The sequence below is a fragment of the Ornithinicoccus hortensis genome (genome assembly GCF_006716185.1).
Classification (GTDB): domain Bacteria; phylum Actinomycetota; class Actinomycetes; order Actinomycetales; family Dermatophilaceae; genus Ornithinicoccus; species Ornithinicoccus hortensis.
In genome coordinates, this window is record NZ_VFOP01000001.1 from 2235682 (window position 1) to 2254476 (window position 18795).

Below are 18795 nucleotides of genomic sequence, written 5' to 3' on the forward strand. Positions count from 1 at the left end.
ACCAGTCGTGCGATCGGGCACCCAGCAGTGGGTGTTTCGGCGGTGCGACGTGCAAGTGAGGCCCAGAGCTTCCACCCGCGACGACCCCAGGGTTGCCGGGTCAACGGTCCGCAGGTCGTGGATCGCCCAGCCAGGGCGAGGACCACGGCGCACCACCGTATCCCGTGTGCTCACGGCATACGGTCCCGCGGCGGACCCAGGATCACTCCAGGCCTCTCGTGCACCCAGGTGACGGGAGGCCTTTCCCGTCCCCGGGGTCCACACCGACGATGAAGGAGCAAGCACATCAGCGAACCTCGTATCAACGAGCGCATCCGGGTCCCCGAGGTGCGGTTGGTTGGCCCCAATGGTGAGCAGGTCGGCATCGTGCGCGTCGAGGACGCGCTCCGGCTGGCCGCCGAGGCAGACCTCGACCTCGTCGAGGTGGCCCCGATGGCCCGCCCGCCCGTGGCCAAGCTCATGGACTTCGGCAAGTACAAGTACGAAGCGGCCATGAAGGCCCGTGAGGCCCGGAAGAACCAGGTCAACACGGTCATCAAGGAGATCAAGCTTCGTCCGAAGATCGACGCGCACGACTACGGCACCAAGAAGGGCCACGTCGAGCGCTTCCTGAAGGCGGGGGACAAGGTCAAGGTCACCATCATGTTCCGCGGCCGCGAGCAGTCCCGACCGGAGCTGGGGTTCCGGCTCCTGCAGCGGCTGGCGGAGGACGTCGCCGAGCTGGGCTTCGTCGAGAGCGCGCCCAAGCAGGACGGGCGCAACATGGTGATGGTCCTCGGGCCGGCCAAGAAGAAGGCGGCCGTGCGCGACGAGAAGCGTCGTGACCGGCAGCGCTCCAAGTCCGAGGCCGAGCACGCCGCCGCCGAGGCGGAGGCCACCGGGTCGGAGGCCACCGACGTGGCCGCCACCGCGGAGTCGCCGGAGGCCTCGGCGAGCTGAACCACCGGGACCGGTGCGCGAAGCCACGCGCGGATGGTCCCTGCCCGACGTACGACCGAACGACAGCACGCGCGACCGCCCGCGGTCGCCAGAGCAACAAGGAGATCGGCAGATGCCGAAGATGAAGACGCACAGTGGTGCCAAGAAGCGGTTCCGGGTGACCGGCAGCGGCAAGATCATGCACCAGCGCGCCCGCCACGTCCACAAGTTCCAGGAGCGCACCGCGAGCCAGGCTCGCCGCCTGGTCAACGACAAGGTCGTGGCCGGTGCCGACGAGAAGACCGCCAAGAAGCTGCTCGGCCGCTGAGCCCTGCACACCACTGACTGACACACAAGGAGTACTCACGTGGCACGCGTGAAGCGGGCGGTCAACGCCCAGAAGAAGCGCCGGGTTACCCTCGAGCGCGCCAGCGGCTACCGGGGCCAGCGGTCCCGTCTCTACCGCAAGGCCAAGGAGCAGGTCACCCACTCGCTGGTCTACAGCTACCGGGACCGCCGGGCCCGCAAGGGCGACTTCCGTCGCCTCTGGATCCAGCGGATCAACGCCGGCGCCCGCGCCAACGGGATGACCTACAACCGGTTCATCCAGGGCCTGAAGGCTGCCGAGATCGAGGTCGACCGCCGCATGCTGGCCGAGCTGGCCGTGCACGACGAGGCGGCCTTCGCCAAGCTGGTGGAGATCGCCAAGGCGAACGTCCCGGCGCAGTCCGAGGGCGGCTCCGGCGACACCTCCGCCGCCTGAGCAGACACGACCCCACGACGGCCCAGGTGACCGTGACCCCCGACCCCGACCTGCTGAGCAACGTGCGCAGCGAGCGGGTCCGGGCGGTCCGGTCCCTGGGCCGTCGCGCTGTCCGGCAGCGACAGGGGCGGTTTGTCGTGGAGGGGCCGCAGGGGGTGCGGGAACTGCTCCGGTATGCCCCGGGCTCGGCCCGCGACGTCTACCTCACGCCGGCCGCTGCCGACCGGTATGCCGAGCTGGTCTCGCTCGCGGGGGAGGCCGGCGTCCCGGTGCGGGCCTGCACCGACCAGGTGCTGGCCGCGATGAGTGACACCCCGCACCCGCAGGGGGTGCTGGCCGTCGCCTCACCGGTCGACGTGCCGCTGGGGGAGGCCCTGGCCGCCGCGACGGACGGTGCGGGGTTCGTGGTGGTGCTGACCAACGTGCGCGACCCCGGCAACGCCGGCACGGTGATCCGGGGTGCCGACGCCTTCGGGGCGTCCGCGGTGCTGGTCAGCGATGCCAGCGTGGACGTCTACAACCCCAAGGTGGTCCGGTCCACGGTCGGGTCGTTGTTCCACCTGCCGCTGGTGCTGGGCGTCCCCGTCCCCGACCTCCTGCAGGCCTGCCGGGTGCACGGCCTGCGTCTGCTCGCGGCAGACGGCGGTGGCGGCACGATGCTGCCCGACGCCGACCTGACCGCCCCGCACGCCTGGGTGCTCGGCAACGAGGCCTGGGGCCTGCCCGAGGAGGTGCTCGACCAGTGCGACGACGTCGTCGCCGTCCCGATCGTGCGCGCCGAGAGCCTGAACCTGGCGATGGCCGCCACCGTCTGCCTGCACGCCTCCTCCGCCGCCCGCTGACCCGCCCCCGCCCCGGCTCGGCCCGTCGCCACAGGATTATCGGGTTACCCGGTAATCCTGTACTTCGTTGCAGAACCTTCCCGGTCGCTAGCGCCAGGTTCCGGGGTGAAGCACCCTCTACCGCTAGGCGGCAGACCCTCGTCAGGGCTCGACGACGATCTTGCCCAGGACGCGGCCCGTGCCGACCAGGCCGAGCGCACCCGGCACTCCGTCGAGTCCGACCGTCCGGTCGATCCGGACCTCGACCTGACCGGCGGCACAGCGCGCGGCGAGGTCGGCGTAGGAGGTCGGACCGGGCCTGACGACGAGGACGCCGATCCGCCTGCCCCCGCTGAGGCCGACGAGCCTGCCGGCCGTGGCCGTCCGGACCAGCGTGCGGGTCGGGCCGCCGACCACCAGGTAGCGCCCGCCCGGCGCCAGGATCCGGCGGAACGCGAAGACGGACCGCTGCGCCGCAAGATCCAGCACGAGGTCACACGGGTCGAGGTCGGTGAAGTCCGTCACCCCGTAGTCGACGACCTCGTCCGCGCCGAGGGAGTTGATCAGGTCCAGCTTGGCGGCGTTGTCCACGCCGATCACGTGCGCACCGGCGACCTTGGCCAGCTGCACGGCGAACGTGCCGCTCCCGCCGCCGGCGCCGTTGATGAGCACGCGGGACCCCGGGCCGGCACCGGCGACGCCCTGCGAGGCGATCGCCCCGGCCTGCGGAAGCGTGCTCGCCTGGGCGAAGGTGAGCCCCGCGGGCTTGTGCGTCAGCATGCTCGCCCGCGCCACGGCATACTCGGCGAAGCCTCCCATCGGGCACTCGCCGTACACCTCGTCACCGACCGCGAAGCCGCTGACCTGGCTGCCGACCGCCGCGACCCGACCGGCGATGTCGGAGCCGAGCACGCGGTTGCCGGGCCGGCGCAGGCCGGAGTAGCGGGCATAGGCAGGGCTGCCGACGAGGCACTCCCAGTCGGCCAGGTTGACCGACGTGGCCGCGACCTCGACCAATACCTGCTTCGGGCCCGGGACCGGTCGGGGAAGTTCCTCCAGACGCAGCACTTCTGGTGGTCCGTACCGGTCGTACACGACAGCCCTCACCCGGAAACCGTAGCGATGCCGGTGGCCGTCCCGAGCCGCCGGAGGGGCGAAACGACCTGCTTCACCCCGGAACCTGGCGCTTCGTCCCGGGAAGGTTCTGCAACGAAGTACAGGATTACCGGGTGACCCGATAATCCTGCAGGGGCCACCCGCTCTCTAGACTGGCGCGCGTGTCCGGACCCAATACGAACTACGACCCCGTCGAGGTGAGCGCGCTCGACCCCGCGGCGATCGAGGCGAACGTCGCCGAGGCGCTCGCGGCGATCGCGGCGGCCAGCAGCCTGGAGGAACTCAAGGCGGTGCGGCTGGCGCACGCCGCCGAGAAGAGCCCGTTGGCGCTGGCCAACCGCGAGATCGGGGCGCTGCCGCCGAGCGCCAAGGCCGAGGCGGGCAAGCGCGTCGGCCAGGCCAGGGGGCAGGTGAACAAGGCCCTGACCGAGCGACAGGGCGAGCTGGAGGCCGAGCGGGACGAGCGGATCCTGGTCGAGGAGGCGCTGGACCTCACGGTCGCGCCCGGGCGCCGGCCGATCGGGCGTCGGCACCCGCTGACGCTGACCGCCGAGCGGATGGCCGACGTGATGGTCGGCATGGGCTGGGAGATCGCCGAGGGGCCCGAGGTCGAGGCGGAGTGGTTCAACTTCGACGCGCTCAACTTCGACAAGGACCACCCGGCCCGGCAGATGCAGGACACCTTCTTCGTCGAGCCGGCCGACGCGGGGCTGGTGCTGCGCACCCACACCTCGCCGGTGCAGGCCCGCTCGCTGCTGGAGCGCGGGGCGCCGCTCTACGTCGCGGTGCCCGGCAAGACGTTCCGCACCGACGAGCTGGACGCCACGCACACCCCGGTCTTCCACCAGATGGAGGGCATCGCGATCGACGAGGGCCTGACCATGGCCCACCTCAAGGGCACCCTCGACCGGTTGGCCAGCGAGCTGTTCGGGGAGGGCCTGACCACCCGGCTGCGCCCGGCCTTCTTCCCGTTCACCGAGCCGAGCGCGGAGATGGACTTCGTCTGCTTCGTATGCCGTGGCGACGACCCGGGCTGCCGCACCTGTGGCGGCACCGGCTGGATCGAGTGGGGCGGCTGCGGCATGGTCAACCAGAACGTGCTGCGCGCCTGCGGGATCGACCCGGAGCGCTACCAGGGGTTCGCCTTCGGGATGGGCATCGAGCGCTCGCTGATGTTCCGCAACAGCATCGCGGACATGCGGGAGATCATCGAGGGAGACGTGCGGTTCAACACGCAGTTCGGGATGGAGATCTGATGCGGGTACCCGTGGAGTGGCTGGCCGAGTACGTGGACCTGCCGACCGGGGTCACCGGCGAGCAGATCGCCGCGGACCTGGTCCGGGTCGGCCTGGAGGAGGAGGGCCTGCACGGCGGCGACGTGCAGGGCCCGCTGGTCGTGGGCCGGGTGCTGGAGGTGTCCCCGGAGCCGCAGAAGAACGGCAAGACGATCAACTGGTGCCAGGTGGACGTCGGGGACGCCAACGGCACCGGCGAGCCGCAGGGGATCGTCTGCGGCGCCCACAACTTCGCCGCCGGCGACCTGGTCGCGGTGATCCTGCCCGGGGGCGTGTTGCCCGGCAACTTCGAGATCAGCGCCCGCAAGACCTACGGCCACGTCAGCGCCGGGATGATCTGCTCCTCCCTGGAGCTCGGGCTGGGCCAGGACCACGACGGCATCATCGTGCTGACCGAGTTCCTCGGCGAGGACGCCGCGGCGGGCCTCGCCCCCGGTCAGGACCTGATCCCCGTCCTCGGGCTGGACCACGAGGTCGTCGAGGTCAACGTCACGCCGGACCGCGGCTACTGCTTCTCGATGCGCGGCATCGCCCGCGAGTACGGCCACAGCACCGGCGCGGCCTACCGGGACCCCGCGCTGGTGCGCGCCCACGGCGGGGACGTCCGGCCGATCACCGTGCCCGCGGCGACCAAGGACGGGTATGCCGTGGAGCTGGCCGACGCCGCCCCGCTCGACGGGGTGCCGGGGTGCGACCGCTTCGTGGCCCGGATCGTGCGCGGGCTGGACCCCGCGGCACAGACTCCGGCGTGGATGGCCACCCGGCTGACCGAGGCCGGGATGCGTCCCATCTCGCTGCCGGTCGACGTGTCCAACTACGTGATGCTCGCCCTGGGCCAGCCCACGCACGCCTACGACCTGGGCACCCTCGGCGGGCCGATCGTGGTCCGGCGCGCCCGGGCGGGGGAGCGGCTGACCACCCTGGACGACGTCGAGCGCCGGCTCGACCCCGAGGACCTGCTGATCACCGACGGCGGGGGCGGGGACCGTCCCGAGCAGGTGCTCGGCATCGCCGGTGTGATGGGCGGGGCCACCAGCGAGGTGGGCCCGGAGACGACCGAGGTGCTCATCGAGGCCGCCCACTTCGACCCGCGCACGGTGGCCCGGAGCTCGCGCCGCCACCGGCTCTCCACCGAGGCCTCCAAACGGTTCGAGCGCGGCGTGGACCCCGAGCTCGCCGGGGCGGCCGCCCAGCTGATGGTGGACCTGATGGTCGAGTACGGCGGGGGCACCGCCGACCCCGGGGTCACCGACGCCGGCTCGGTGGCGCCGCGCGGCACCATCGAGCTGGACGTGGGCCTGCCCGGCCGCTACGTCGGGGTGGACTACCCGCCGGCCCGGGTGCGGGAGGTGCTCGAGCTGATCGGGTGCCAGGTCACCGAGGCCGGCGAGGGCCGACTGGCCGTGGTCCCCCCGAGCTGGCGCCCCGACCTCGCGGACCAGCCGGACCTGGTCGAGGAGGTCGCCCGGATCGACGGCTACGACAAGATCCCCTCGCTCCTGCCGTCCGCGCCGGGCGGTCGCGGGCTGACCCACGCCCAGCGGGTGCGGCGCCGGGTCGCCGACGCCCTGGCGGGCCAGGGCCTGCAGGAGGTGCTCACCTACCCGTTCGTGGGGGAGGACCGCTTCGCCGAGCTCGGCCTCGCGGCCGGTGACGAGCGTCGGTATGCCGTGCGGCTGGCCAACCCGTTGTCCGACGAGTCCCCGCTGATGCGGACCGAGCTGCTCCAGACGCTCCCCGACGCGTTGCGGCGCAACGTCTCCCGCGGGGCCAAGGACATCGCCCTCTTCGAGCTGGGCACGGTCACCCGCCCGACCCGAGGTGCGGCCGCGCCCGTCCCGGGGGTCGGCGCACGTCCGGACGACGACACGCTCCGGGCCATCCGGGACGCGGTCCCGGAGCAGCCCTGGCACGTGGCGGTGGTCGCGGCCGGGGCGGCGGACCGGGCCGGCTGGTGGGGCGAGGGACGCGGTAGCGACGTCACCGACGTGGTCGGGTGGGCGCACGCGGTGTGCGACCTGCTCGGCGTGACCGTCGAGCGGTTGCAGGCCGAGCGCGCCCCGTTCCACCCCGGTCGGTGCGTGGAACTGGCGCTGCCCGACGGCACGACGGTCGGGTGGGCCGGCGAGCTGCACCCCAAGGTGGTGCAGCGGCTCGGGCTGCCCGACCGGACGGTCGCGGCGGAGCTCGACCTGGAGGTGCTCACCACGGCGAGCGAGCCGCGTGCGGCCGCGAGCCCGATCTCGACGCACCCCGTCGCCGGCTCGGACGTCGCGCTGGTGGTGAACCGGTCGGTGCGCTACGGCGACGTGGAGGAGTCGTTGCGGGCGGGCGCCGGCGACTTGCTGGAGTCCATCCTGCTGTTCGACGTCTACCGGGGCGACCAGATCGCGGCCGACGAGCAGTCGCTGGCCTTCCACCTGGTCTTCCGGGCCCCCGACCGGACGCTGCGGACCGAGGAGGTCAACGCCGCCCGCGACGCGGCCGTGGCCAGGGCGGCGACCGACCACGGGGCGGTGCAGCGGTGAGCGTCCCGGGTCAGGGGACCGCGCCGGGCGCCGCGTCAGGGGACCGGGTCGCCCTGGTCACCGGGGCCTCCCGCGGCATCGGCGCGCACTTCGTCCGCGCCCTGCGCGAGGCCGGCTGGACCGTCGTCGGACTGTCCCGCTCCGGGGGCACCGATCCGGATGGCGCGCCCCTGCTGGGCTGTGACGTCACGGACGCCGCGGCTGTCGGCGCGGTCGTCGACGGGGTCGTCGCCGACCACGGGCGGATCGACCTGCTGATCAACAACGCGGGCCTGGTCGAGCCGGAGCTGCCGCTGTGGGAGGCCGACCCGGAGACCTGGTGGCAGACCGTGGTGACCAACGTGCGGGGGCCCTTCCTGACCTGCCGGGCGGTGCTCCCGGTGATGATCGCCCAGGGCGGCGGGCGGGTGATCAACCTGAACAGCGGGGCCGGCACCCGCGAGCGCGCCGACCTCACGGCATACTGCGCCTCCAAGTCGGCGCTCGCCCGGATCACCGGCGGGATCGCGCTGGACGGTGCCGAGCACGGCATCTACGCGCTCGACCTGGCGCCCGGCGTCGTCGAGACCGACATGACCCACTCGATGAGGATGCACGAGGGCCGCACCGACTGGACCGATCCCGGCGACGTGACCGCGATCGCGCTGGCCTTCGCCGACGGTGAGCTGGACGGCTTCTCCGGGCGGATGGTGCGGGCCGGCGCCGACTCCCTGGACACCCTCCGGGAACGCTCCGCGGCCGGGCTCGGCCCCGACGACCGTGCGCTGCGGCTGCGGCCGTGGGGCCCGGACGACCCGTTGGCCGGGTGAACCCGGTCCCTCCCGACGAGCCGTATGCCGAGCGCCCGGGCTGGTCGGACTTGCCGCCCGGGGTCCGAGGCTGGGTGGAGCAGCTGCACGGCGAGCCGGTGGTGCGGGCGGACTCCCAGCGCGGCGGGTTCTCGCCGGGCACCGCCGACCGGGTCGTCACCACCAGCGGGCGCCGGGCCTTCGTCAAGGCGGTGAGCACCGGCCACAACCCGGACTCCCCGGGACTGCTGTCCCGGGAGGCAGACGTCCTGCGGGTCCTCCCGGACAGCGCGGGGGCGCCGGACCTGCTGGGCGTCGGGGAGGGGGAGATCTCCGGGCAGGAGTGGGTCGTCCTGGTGCTGGAGGACGTCGAGGGACGCCACCCCCGCACGCCGTGGGAGGACGCGGAGGTCGTGGCCGCGCTCGACCTGTTGGACCGGTTGGCGGCCGACCCCGTGCCGGCTGGCACCGGGCTGCCGCGGCTCGCCGAGGAGTTCGAGCCGGTCCTCGGTCCCCAGGGTGCCGCGCTGCTGGAGGGTGACGCGCTGGTCCACCTGGACGTGCGGTCGGACAACCTGCTGGTGACGCCGCACGGCGGGATGCGGCTCATCGACTGGCCGTGGGCGTGCGTGGGGGCGCCCTGGGTGGACAGCCTCCTGCTGCTGCTCAACGTCCGGCTCTTCGGCGCGCCGGACGTGTCCCGCTACCTCCCGCGGGTGCACGCGCTCGGCGCCGACGACGCCACGATCGATGCGGTGCTGGCCGGGCTCGCGGGATTCTTCGGCGAGCTCGCCGACCAGCCGCCGCCTCGCGGCCTGCCGACGATCCGGGCGTTCCAGCGGGCCCAGGCCGCGGCGTCCATCGAGTGGGTGCGGGAGCGCGTCGGCACCGAATCGTGAATAATCATGCGTTGCCCTGTATAATCCAGCGTCGTGAGTAGTGCCAGCAGCGACCAGTCCGGTGGGAGCATGCCCGCCACCCGCGCCGCGCGCCACCAGCGCATCGTCGACCTCCTCGAGCGGCACGCCGTCGGCTCGCAGGGGCAGATGCTGGAGCTGCTGGCCGGTGACGGCATCAGCGTCACCCAGGCCACCCTGTCCCGTGACCTCCTCGAGCTCGGGGCCGTGAAGGTGCGCGCGGGAGAGGACCGCAGCCTGGTGTATGCCGTGCCCGGCCAGGGCGGTGACGCCACCCCGCGTCCGGCGCAGGAGGTGGGCGAGGCGCCGAGCCGGCTCGCCCGGCTGTGCGAGGAGTTGCTGGTGTCGGCCCGTTCCGTGGGCAACCAGGTGGTGCTGCGGACCCCACCCGGTGCCGCGCAGTACCTCGCGTCGGCGATCGACCGCAGCGGCAGCCCGGACGTCCTGGGCACCATCGCCGGCGACGACACGATCCTGGTGATCACCCTGGAGCCGGAGGGCGGGGCCGATGTCGCGGCCCGGCTGCTGGCCCTCGCGGGTGCCGAGCTGCCCGCCCGGCGCTGACCCACCCCCTCCGTGCCGGCACCCCGTCGTGGCGTGCGCGGCCCCGACCAGTGAGAATGGACCCATGAGCCTGAGCCTGTGGGGCGGCCGCTTCGCCGGCGGCCCAGCCGACGCCCTGACCGAACTGTCCCGGTCGACCCACTTCGACTGGCGCCTGGCTCCCTACGACATCGCCGGCTCGCGGGCGCACGCCCGGGTGCTGCACAAGGCGGGGCTGCTGGACGACACCGACCTGGACCGGATGCTGGAGGGCCTGGAGGGACTGCTGGAGGAGGTCCGGACCGGCAACTTCGTGCCGCGCCCGGAGGACGAGGACGTGCACACGGCGCTGGAGCGCGGACTCATCGAGCGCACCGGACCCGAGGTCGGAGGCCGGCTGCGGGCCGGCCGCTCCCGCAACGACCAGGTCGCCACCCAGTTCCGGATGTACCTGCGCGACCAGGCCCGGTTGCTCGGCGCCCGGGTGCTGGCCGTGGTGGAGGCTCTGGTCGAGCAGGCCGCCCGCCACCCCGAGGTGGCGATGCCCGGCAGGACCCACCTGCAGCACGCCCAGCCGGTGCTCCTGGCCCACCACCTGCAGGCCCACGCCTGGGCCCTGCTGCGGGACCTGACCCGGCTGCAGGACTGGGACACCCGCTCGGCGGTCTCGCCCTACGGCTCCGGTGCCCTGGCCGGCTCCTCGCTGGGGCTGGACCCGCAGGCGATCGCCGCCGACCTCGGGATGCGGACGGCCTCGCAGAACTCGATCGACGGGACCGCCAGCCGGGACTTCGCCGCGGAGTTCGCCTTCGTGACCGCCATGGTCGCCGTCGACATCTCCCGGATCGCCGAGGAGGTCATCCTCTGGGCGACCGCCGAGTTCGGCTTCGTCACCCTCGACGACGCCTACTCGACCGGCTCGAGCATCATGCCGCAGAAGAAGAACCCCGACGTGGCCGAGCTGGCCCGCGGCAAGGCCGGCCGGCTGATCGGCGACCTCGCCGGGCTGATGGCCACGCTCAAGGGGCTGCCGCTGGCCTACAACCGGGACCTGCAGGAGGACAAGGAGCCGGTCTTCGACGCCATCGACACCCTGGAGGTCCTGCTGCCCGCGGTGAGCGGGATGGTGGCCACGCTGACCTTCCACCCGGAGCGGTTGGAGGAGCTGGCCCCGCAGGGCTTCTCCCTGGCGACCGACGTCGCCGAGTGGCTGGTGCGGGAGGGCGTGCCGTTCCGGGTCGCCCACGAGCTGGCCGGCGCCTGCGTCCAGGCGTGCGAGGAGCGCGGGATCGGGCTGGAGGAGCTGAGCGAGGAGGACCTGGCCTCGATCAGCCCGCTGCTCACCCCCGGCGTGCGCAGCGTGCTCACCGTGCACGGCTCGTTGGCCTCCCGCGACGCCTACGGCGGCACGGCGCCGGCGCGGGTGTCCGAGCAACGTAGCCAGCTGCTCAAGGAGATCGCCCGGGCGCGCCACTGGGTGGATGACATGCCCACCATCCGCGACTGACCGCACCCCGTGACCCCTGCGCCGGACCGGCCCCGCCTGGACCGTGCCTTCCTGGCCCGGCCCGAGCTCGAGGTGGCCCCGGACCTGCTCGGGTGCACCATCTGGCACGGATCGGTCGGCATCCGGCTGACCGAGGTCGAGGCGTATGCCGGGGCGCGCGATCCGGGCTCCCACTCCTACCGCGGACGCACGCCGCGCAATGCCGTGATGTTCGGCCCTGCCGGGCACCTGTACTGCTACTTCACCTACGGCATGCACCACTGCCTGAACGTGGTGTGCGGCCCCGAGGGGGAGTCCTCGGCGGTGCTGCTGCGCGCCGGCGAGGTGGTGTCGGGCGAGGCGCTGGTGCGGGAGCGCCGCTCCGGGACGAAGGGGCCGCCCGCCTTCCGCGACCTGGCACGGGGGCCCGCCAGGTTGTGCCGCGCGTTGGGGCTGGACCTCGCGGCGGACGGGACCGACCTGTGCGCCCCCGGTGCGCCGGTCTGGCTCGAGCCCGGGCCGGACCGGGGATCCGGTGGCGACCGTCGGGAGGGGAACGGCGCCGACCGGATCCGGACCGGGCCGCGCGTGGGCCTGCGCGGCCCCGGTGGTGACGGCACGGCATACCCCTGGCGGTTCTGGTTGGCGGACGAGCCGACGGTGTCGCCCTACCGCCCGGCAGCGCCCCCGCGCCGTCGGACGGGGCACTGAGGGGGCCCGCGCGGGAGTCGGGATAGGTGCCGGGCGCCGGACAGGGCAGGATGGTCCCGGCCCCGCACGCCGCGGGGTCAGCGAGATCCGGAACGCACGAAGGGAAACACACCGTGAGCAACATCTTCGACGAGTTGCAGTGGCGCGGACTGGTGGCGCAGACCACCGGCGAGGACGCCCTGCGGGAGGCACTCGGCGAGGGACCGGTCACGGTGTATTGCGGCTTCGACCCGTCGGCGCCGTCGTTGCACTTCGGCAACCTGGTCCAGCTCGTCGTCCTCCGGCACCTGCAACGCGCCGGGCACCGGGTGCTCTGCCTGGTCGGCGGTTCCACCGGCCTGATCGGTGACCCCAAGCCCACCGCGGAGCGCGTGCTGAAGACGAAGGACCAGACGGCGCAGAACGTGGCCAGGATCAAGGACCTGGTGCGGCCCTTCCTCGACTTCGAGGGGGACAACCCGGCACGGCTCGTGGACAACCTGGACTGGACGGCGCCGATGTCCGCGCTGGACTTCCTGCGCGACGTCGGCAAGCACTTCCGGGTCAACCAGATGATCCGCAAGGACGCGATCGCGGCCCGGTTGGAGAGCCAGGAGGGCATCTCCTACACCGAGTTCAGCTACCAGCTGCTGCAGGCCCTGGACTTCCACCACCTGTTCCGCGAGTACGGCTGCACCCTGCAGACCGGCGGCAGCGACCAGTGGGGCAACCTCACGGCCGGCGTGGACCTGATCCACCGGGCCGAGGGCGAGGTGGCCCACGCGCTCACCACCCCGCTGCTGACCGACAGCTCCGGGCAGAAGCTGGGCAAGTCCGAGGGCAACGCGGTCTGGCTGTCCCCGGACATGACCAGCCCCTACGCCTTCTACCAGTACTTCATCAACGTCGAGGACGCCTCGGTGGTCCAGCTCCTCAAGGTCTTCACCGACCGCACGCAGGAGCAGATCGCCGCGCTCGAGGAGTCGCTCACCGAGCGCCCCCACCTGCGCGAGGCGCACCGGGCACTCGCCGAGGACGTCACCACGCTGGTGCACGGCCCGGAGCACACGGCGCAGGTGCAGCAGGCCAGCCAGGTGCTCTTCGGCAAGGGCGACCCGGCCGCCCTGGACGAGCAGACCCTGCTCGACGCCACGGCCGAGCTGCCGGGCGGCACCGTCGCCGTCGGTGACTCGATCGTCGACGCCCTGGTGGCCTCGGGGCTGGCCGACAGCCGCGGCGCCGCGCGGCGCACGGTGGCCGAGGGCGGCGCCAGCCTGAACAACGTCAAGGTGACGGACGCCGAGCAGGTCCTGGGGGAGTCCGACTTCCTCCACGGCCGGGTGGCCCTGGTGCGCCGCGGCCGCAAGAACCTCGCCGCGGCCCGGCTGGCCTGAGTCTGCTGCTGGTGGTGCCGGGCCCTAACGGGCGGTGGCACCACCAGCCGCAGGCCGCTGACCAGCCGATTTGTAGTTCCGCCCAAAGTTCGCCTAATGTTTTCCACGTCAGCCCGCGAGGGAGGCACGGACACCGAGGGAAACCACGGTGGCCGGTCCCGGCGGAGCAGACTACACCCCTGAGCGTTGCCCGGTTGATCCGAGCAGCCCACGGACCGCGCCCCGCGCGGAAGGATCCCAGGGAAGTGTTACGATAGTCTGGTTGCCCCGATTACTTCGGCCCGGTTGGGTTGTGGTTGTTGGTGTGTGTCCGATTCTTGAGAACTCAACAGCGTGCCAAAAATCAATGCCAATTTATCCTCGTCGTGGGGTGAGTGGTGGCTGACCGTTGTGGTTGGTTGTTGCTTGTCCTGCTTCGAATATCCTTTGGTTGATGAAGATCGAGTCAGTTGACTCGTTCTGCTCAGCTAGTTTCAGCCCTTTGTTGGGTTATGGTTTCAGGCCTGCTTTCGGGTGGGTCCTGTGCTGAACTTTAACGGAGAGTTTGATCCTGGCTCAGGACGAACGCTGGCGGCGTGCTTAACACATGCAAGTCGAACGGTGACCTCGGAGCTTGCTCCGGGTGATCAGTGGCGAACGGGTGAGTAACACGTGAGTAACCTGCCCCTTTCTCTGGGATAACTCCGGGAAACCGGTGCTAATACTGGATACGACCCGAGCGGGCATCCGCATCGGGTGGAAAGTTTTTCGGTAAGGGATGGACTCGCGGCCTATCAGCTTGTTGGTGGGGTAATGGCCCACCAAGGCGACGACGGGTAGCCGGCCTGAGAGGGCGACCGGCCACACTGGGACTGAGACACGGCCCAGACTCCTACGGGAGGCAGCAGTGGGGAATATTGCACAATGGGCGAAAGCCTGATGCAGCGACGCCGCGTGAGGGATGACGGCCTTCGGGTTGTAAACCTCTTTCAGCAGGGAAGAAGCTTTTGTGACGGTACCTGCAGAAGAAGCACCGGCTAACTACGTGCCAGCAGCCGCGGTAATACGTAGGGTGCGAGCGTTGTCCGGAATTATTGGGCGTAAAGAGCTTGTAGGCGGTTTGTCGCGTCTGCTGTGAAAACTCGGGGCTTAACCCCGAGCCTGCAGTGGGTACGGGCAGACTAGAGTATGGTAGGGGAGACTGGAATTCCTGGTGTAGCGGTGGAATGCGCAGATATCAGGAGGAACACCGATGGCGAAGGCAGGTCTCTGGGCCATAACTGACGCTGAGAAGCGAAAGCATGGGTAGCGAACAGGATTAGATACCCTGGTAGTCCATGCCGTAAACGTTGGGCGCTAGGTGTGGGACTCATTCCACGAGTTCCGTGCCGCAGCTAACGCATTAAGCGCCCCGCCTGGGGAGTACGGCCGCAAGGCTAAAACTCAAAGGAATTGACGGGGGCCCGCACAAGCGGCGGAGCATGCGGATTAATTCGATGCAACGCGAAGAACCTTACCAAGGCTTGACATATACCGGAAACACCCAGAGATGGGTGCCCCGCAAGGTCGGTATACAGGTGGTGCATGGTTGTCGTCAGCTCGTGTCGTGAGATGTTGGGTTAAGTCCCGCAACGAGCGCAACCCTCGTTCTATGTTGCCAGCGCGTTATGGCGGGGACTCATAGGAGACTGCCGGGGTCAACTCGGAGGAAGGTGGGGATGACGTCAAATCATCATGCCCCTTACGTCTTGGGCTTCACGCATGCTACAATGGCCAGTACAAAGGGCTGCGAAACCGCGAGGTGGAGCGAATCCCAAAAAACTGGTCTCAGTTCGGATTGGGGTCTGCAACTCGACCCCATGAAGTCGGAGTCGCTAGTAATCGCAGATCAGCAACGCTGCGGTGAATACGTTCCCGGGCCTTGTACACACCGCCCGTCAAGTCACGAAAGTCGGTAACACCCGAAGCCGGTGGCCCAACCCTTGTGGAGGGAGCCGTCGAAGGTGGGACTGGTGATTGGGACTAAGTCGTAACAAGGTAGCCGTACCGGAAGGTGCGGCTGGATCACCTCCTTTCTAAGGAGCATCTGGCCACGAGAGTGGTCCAGGAGGCCTGCCTCGGACGAGTGTTCCGGGGAGGTTGCTCAGGGTGGAACATTGATTAGTTGGCCTGCGCGGTGCGCGGGGTGTGAGTACGACCGGGGTTTCCCGGTGTGGAAAGCAGCTCGGGTACCGGGTGGGCCTGGCACGTTGTTGGGTCCTGAGGACTCGGGCGTTACACGTCTGGTGACCTCATGACCGACCCCGGTTGACGGGGACGGTTGGGCCCTGGTCGAGGTTGAACCGCGACTTCCTGCTTCGGTGGGTGGTGGCAGGCGGCCGGCTGACTGGGGCGCCGCCCGTATGTTGAGAACTACACAGTGGACGCGAGCATCTTTGTGGCTTTAAGTTTTTAAGGGCACACGGTGGATGCCTTGGCACCAGGAACCGAAGAAGGACGTAGGAATCTGCGATAAGCCTCGGGGAGTCGATAACCAGATCATTGATCCGAGGATTTCCGAATGGGGAAACCCGGCTGGATTCATCTCCAGTCACCCTCGCCTGAACACATAGGGCGAGTGGAGGGAACGTGGGGAAGTGAAACATCTCAGTACCCACAGGAAGAGAAAGCAACCGCGATTCCGTGAGTAGTGGCGAGCGAAAGCGGAAGAGGCCAAACCGATCATGTGTGATAGCTGGTAGGCGTTGCATGGTCGGGGTTGTGGGACCTTTTTACTGTCTCTACCAAGACAGTGCGGAGTAAAAAATTCGTGTCATAGACGAAGGGCTTGGAAGGGCCCGGCACAGAGGGTGAGACCCCCGTAGTCGAAATGTCATGAACTCCGTGGAAGTGCTCCCAAGTAGTACGGGGCCCGAGAAATCCCGTACGAATCTGGCAGGACCACCTGCTAAGCCTAAATATTCCCTGGTGACCGATAGCGGACAAGTACCGTGAGGGAAAGGTGAAAAGTACCCCGGGAGGGGAGTGAAATAGATCCTGAAACCGTGTGCCTACAATCCGTCGGAGCCTCCTTGTGGGGTGACGGCGTGCCTTTTGAAGAATGAGCCTGCGAGTTAGTGCTCAGTGGCGAGGTTAACCCGTGTGGGGAAGCCGTAGCGAAAGCGAGTCCGAACAGGGCGATTGAGTCGCTGGGTCTAGACCCGAAGCGGAGTGATCTACCCATGGCCAGGTTGAAGCGCGGGTAAGACCGCGTGGAGGACCGAACCCACTTAGGTTGAAAACTGAGGGGATGAGCTGTGGGTAGGGGTGAAAGGCCAATCAAACTCCGTGATAGCTGGTTCTCCCCGAAATGCATTTAGGTGCAGCGTCATGTGTTTCTTACCGGAGGTAGAGCTACTGGATGGCTAATGGGCCTTACCAGGTTACTGACGTCAGCCAAACTCCGAATGCCGGTAAGTAAGAGCATGGCAGTGAGACTGCGGGCGATAAGGTTCGTAGTCGAGAGGGAAACAGCCCAGATCACCAGCTAAGGTCCCTAAGCGTGTGCTAAGTGGGAAAGGATGTGGAGTTGCTGTGACAACCAGGAGGTTGGCTTAGAAGCAGCCACCCTTTAAAGAGTGCGTAATAGCTCACTGGTCAAGTGATTCCGCGCCGACAATGTAGCGGGGCTCAAGCACACCACCGAAGCTGTGGCATTGACGCATTTGCCTGGCCAGATCCTTGAGGTCTGGTCCAAGCGTGTCGATGGGTAGGGGAGCGTCGTGTGGCGAGAGAAGCGGCGGAGTGATCCAGTCGTGGATGCCACACGAGTGAGAATGCAGGCATGAGTAGCGAATGACGGGTGAGAAACCCGTCCGCCGAATAACCAAGGGTTCCAGGGTCAAGTTAATCTGCCCTGGGTTAGTCGGGACCTAAGGCGAGGCCGACAGGCGTAGTCGATGGACAACCGGTTGATATTCCGGCTTACCGGCGAAGAACCGACCAATACCGAATCATCTGATGCTAAGCGCCTGAAGCGTGTTGATCTCTTCGGAGTGATACTCGTGGAACGCGCGACCCGAGGTTGTAGTAGGTAAGCGATGGAAGGACGCAGGAAGGTAGCCTCCGCGTGGCGATGGTAGTCCACGTCTAAGAGTGCAAGGCGGGGTGTAGGCAAATCCGCACCCCATGGTGCCCCAGGCTTGATAGTGACCGCGTATGTGGGAAGAGGGTGATCCTATGCTGCCTAGAAAAGTTCCTAGCGAGGTTCGAGCCGCCCGTACCCTAAACCGACTCAGGTGGTTAGGTAGAGAATACCAAGGCGATCGAGTGAATCGTGGTTAAGGAATTCGGCAAAATACCCCCGTAACTTCGGGAGAAGGGGGGCCCAGAGGGTGACGGCACTTGCTGCCCGAGCCCGAACGGCCGCAGAGACCAGGGAGAAGCGACTGTTTACTAAAAACACAGGTCCGTGCGAAGTTGCAAAACGATGTATACGGACTGACGCCTGCCCGGTGCTGGAACGTTAAGGGGACGGGTTAGCCTTACGGCGAAGCTCTGAACTTAAGCGCCAGTAAACGGCGGTGGTAACTATAACCATCCTAAGGTAGCGAAATTCCTTGTCGGGTAAGTTCCGACCTGCACGAATGGCGTAACGACTTCTCCACTGTCTCAACCACGAACTCGGCGAAATTGCACTACGAGTAAAGATGCTCGTTACGCGCAGCAGGACGGAAAGACCCCGGGACCTTTACTATAGCTTGGTATTGGTGTTCGGTACGGCTTGTGTAGGATAGGTGGGAGACTATGAAGCCGGCACGCCAGTGTCGGTGGAGTCAACGTTGAAATACCACTCTGGTCGTTCTGGATATCTAACCTCGGTCCGTGATCCGGATCAGGGACAGTGCCTGGTGGGTAGTTTAACTGGGGCGGTTGCCTCCCAAAGAGTAACGGAGGCGCCCAAAGGTTCCCTCAGCCTGGTTGGCAATCAGGTTTCGAGTGTAAGTGCACAAGGGAGCTTGACTGTGAGACAGACATGTCGAGCAGAGACGAAAGTCGGGACTAGTGACCCGACGGTGGCTTGTGGAAGCGCCGTCGCTCAACGGATAAAAGGTACCCCGGGGATAACAGGCTGATCCTGCCCAAGAGCTCATATCGACGGCATGGTTTGGCACCTCGATGTCGGCTCGTCGCATCCTGGGGCTGGAGTCGGTCCCAAGGGTTGGGCTGTTCGCCCATTAAAGCGGTACGCGAGCTGGGTTTAGAACGTCGTGAGACAGTTCGGTCCCTATCCGCTGCGCGCGTTGGAAACTTGAGAAGAGCTGACCCTAGTACGAGAGGACCGGGTTGGACGAACCTCTGGTGTGTCAGTTGTCCTGCCAAGGGCACCGCTGATTAGCTACGTTCGGACGTGATAACCGCTGAAAGCATCTAAGCGGGAAGCACACTTCAAGATGAGGTTTCCATGGGGCTCGACCCCGAGAGGCTCCCAGCTAGAACACTGGGTTGATAGGCCGGATGTGGAAGTGCAGTAATGCACGGAGCTGACCGGTACTAATAAGCCGATGACTTAAACAAC

General features: G+C 68.3%; 13 protein-coding genes and 2 rRNA genes. 14 read left to right on the forward strand and 1 reads right to left on the reverse strand.

Features of this window, described 5'->3' with window-relative positions; translation table 11 throughout:
* Positions 1-285: 285 nt before the first annotated feature.
* From infC to FB467_RS10445, 4 genes are all read left to right on the forward strand, one after another.
* Positions 286-939 (forward strand): translation initiation factor IF-3, encoded by a 654-nt coding sequence (gene infC, locus FB467_RS10430; RefSeq protein WP_141785038.1) that lies wholly within the window; start codon positions 286-288, stop codon positions 937-939.
* A gap of 112 nt (positions 940-1051) precedes the next feature.
* Positions 1052-1246 (forward strand): 50S ribosomal protein L35, encoded by a 195-nt coding sequence (rpmI, locus tag FB467_RS10435; RefSeq protein ID WP_141785039.1) that lies wholly within the window; start codon positions 1052-1054, stop codon positions 1244-1246.
* Positions 1247-1285: 39 nt separating this feature from the next.
* On the forward strand, positions 1286-1681 hold the full coding sequence (gene rplT / locus FB467_RS10440; protein ID WP_141785040.1) for a 50S ribosomal protein L20: 396 nt from the start codon (positions 1286-1288) through the stop codon (positions 1679-1681).
* 26 nt (positions 1682-1707) lie between these two features.
* Positions 1708-2523 (forward strand): TrmH family RNA methyltransferase, encoded by an 816-nt coding sequence (locus FB467_RS10445; RefSeq protein WP_228393431.1) that lies wholly within the window; start codon positions 1708-1710, stop codon positions 2521-2523.
* Positions 2524-2664: 141 nt separating this feature from the next.
* Here FB467_RS10445 and FB467_RS10450 read toward each other — a convergent pair whose 3' ends face one another.
* Positions 2665-3609, reverse strand: coding sequence for an NAD(P)-dependent alcohol dehydrogenase (locus tag FB467_RS10450; RefSeq protein WP_141785041.1), 945 nt, complete (start codon positions 3607-3609; stop codon positions 2665-2667).
* Positions 3610-3779: 170 nt separating this feature from the next.
* Here FB467_RS10450 and pheS point away from each other — a divergent pair, with 170 nt between their 5' ends.
* The 10 genes from pheS to FB467_RS10500 all read left to right on the forward strand — a co-directional run bounded on the left by pheS (position 3780) and on the right by FB467_RS10500 (position 18794).
* A complete protein-coding gene (pheS, locus tag FB467_RS10455; RefSeq protein ID WP_141785042.1) occupies positions 3780-4874 on the forward strand; it encodes a phenylalanine--tRNA ligase subunit alpha in 1095 nt (364 codons plus the stop codon).
* The gene (gene pheT, locus FB467_RS10460) at positions 4874-7441 is read left to right on the forward strand and encodes a phenylalanine--tRNA ligase subunit beta (protein WP_141785043.1); all 2568 of its coding nucleotides are present in this window, start codon (positions 4874-4876) and stop codon (positions 7439-7441) included. The genes pheS and pheT overlap by 1 nt, the downstream gene beginning before the upstream one ends.
* Positions 7438-8250, forward strand: coding sequence for an SDR family NAD(P)-dependent oxidoreductase (locus tag FB467_RS10465; protein ID WP_141785044.1), 813 nt, complete (start codon positions 7438-7440; stop codon positions 8248-8250). The genes pheT and FB467_RS10465 overlap by 4 nt, the downstream gene beginning before the upstream one ends.
* The gene (locus FB467_RS10470; RefSeq protein WP_141785045.1) at positions 8247-9128 is read left to right on the forward strand and encodes an aminoglycoside phosphotransferase family protein; all 882 of its coding nucleotides are present in this window, start codon (positions 8247-8249) and stop codon (positions 9126-9128) included. Before FB467_RS10465 ends, FB467_RS10470 begins: the two co-directional genes overlap by 4 nt.
* A 69-nt stretch (positions 9129-9197) precedes the next feature.
* Positions 9198-9710, forward strand: a complete 513-nt coding sequence (locus FB467_RS10475; protein ID WP_141786605.1) for an arginine repressor — start codon at positions 9198-9200, stop codon at positions 9708-9710.
* A 64-nt stretch (positions 9711-9774) separates the two neighbouring features.
* Positions 9775-11196, forward strand: coding sequence for an argininosuccinate lyase (argH, locus tag FB467_RS10480; RefSeq protein ID WP_141785046.1), 1422 nt, complete (start codon positions 9775-9777; stop codon positions 11194-11196).
* Between the two features lie 9 nt (positions 11197-11205).
* Positions 11206-11886 (forward strand): DNA-3-methyladenine glycosylase, encoded by a 681-nt coding sequence (locus tag FB467_RS10485; protein ID WP_141785047.1) that lies wholly within the window; start codon positions 11206-11208, stop codon positions 11884-11886.
* 113 nt (positions 11887-11999) lie between these two features.
* On the forward strand, positions 12000-13259 hold the full coding sequence (gene tyrS / locus FB467_RS10490) for a tyrosine--tRNA ligase (RefSeq protein WP_141785048.1): 1260 nt from the start codon (positions 12000-12002) through the stop codon (positions 13257-13259).
* 532 nt (positions 13260-13791) lie between these two features.
* A 16S ribosomal RNA gene (locus FB467_RS10495) occupies positions 13792-15313 on the forward strand.
* A gap of 366 nt (positions 15314-15679) precedes the next feature.
* Positions 15680-18794, forward strand: a 23S ribosomal RNA gene (locus tag FB467_RS10500).
* Together the 16S and 23S rRNA genes form the textbook arrangement of a ribosomal RNA operon.
* Position 18795 lies beyond the last annotated feature (1 nt).

What these genes read in the sequence shown, in the direction of transcription:
- rpmI (WP_141785039.1), top strand. Translation starts at nt 1,052, where the DNA reads ATGCCGAAGATGAAGACGCACAGTGGTGCCAAGAAGCGGTTCCGGGTG.
- pheT (WP_141785043.1), top strand. Translation starts at nt 4,874, where the DNA reads ATGCGGGTACCCGTGGAGTGGCTGGCCGAGTACGTGGACCTGCCGACC.
- FB467_RS10475 (WP_141786605.1), top strand. Translation starts at nt 9,198, where the DNA reads ATGCCCGCCACCCGCGCCGCGCGCCACCAGCGCATCGTCGACCTCCTC.
- argH (WP_141785046.1), top strand. Translation starts at nt 9,775, where the DNA reads ATGAGCCTGAGCCTGTGGGGCGGCCGCTTCGCCGGCGGCCCAGCCGAC.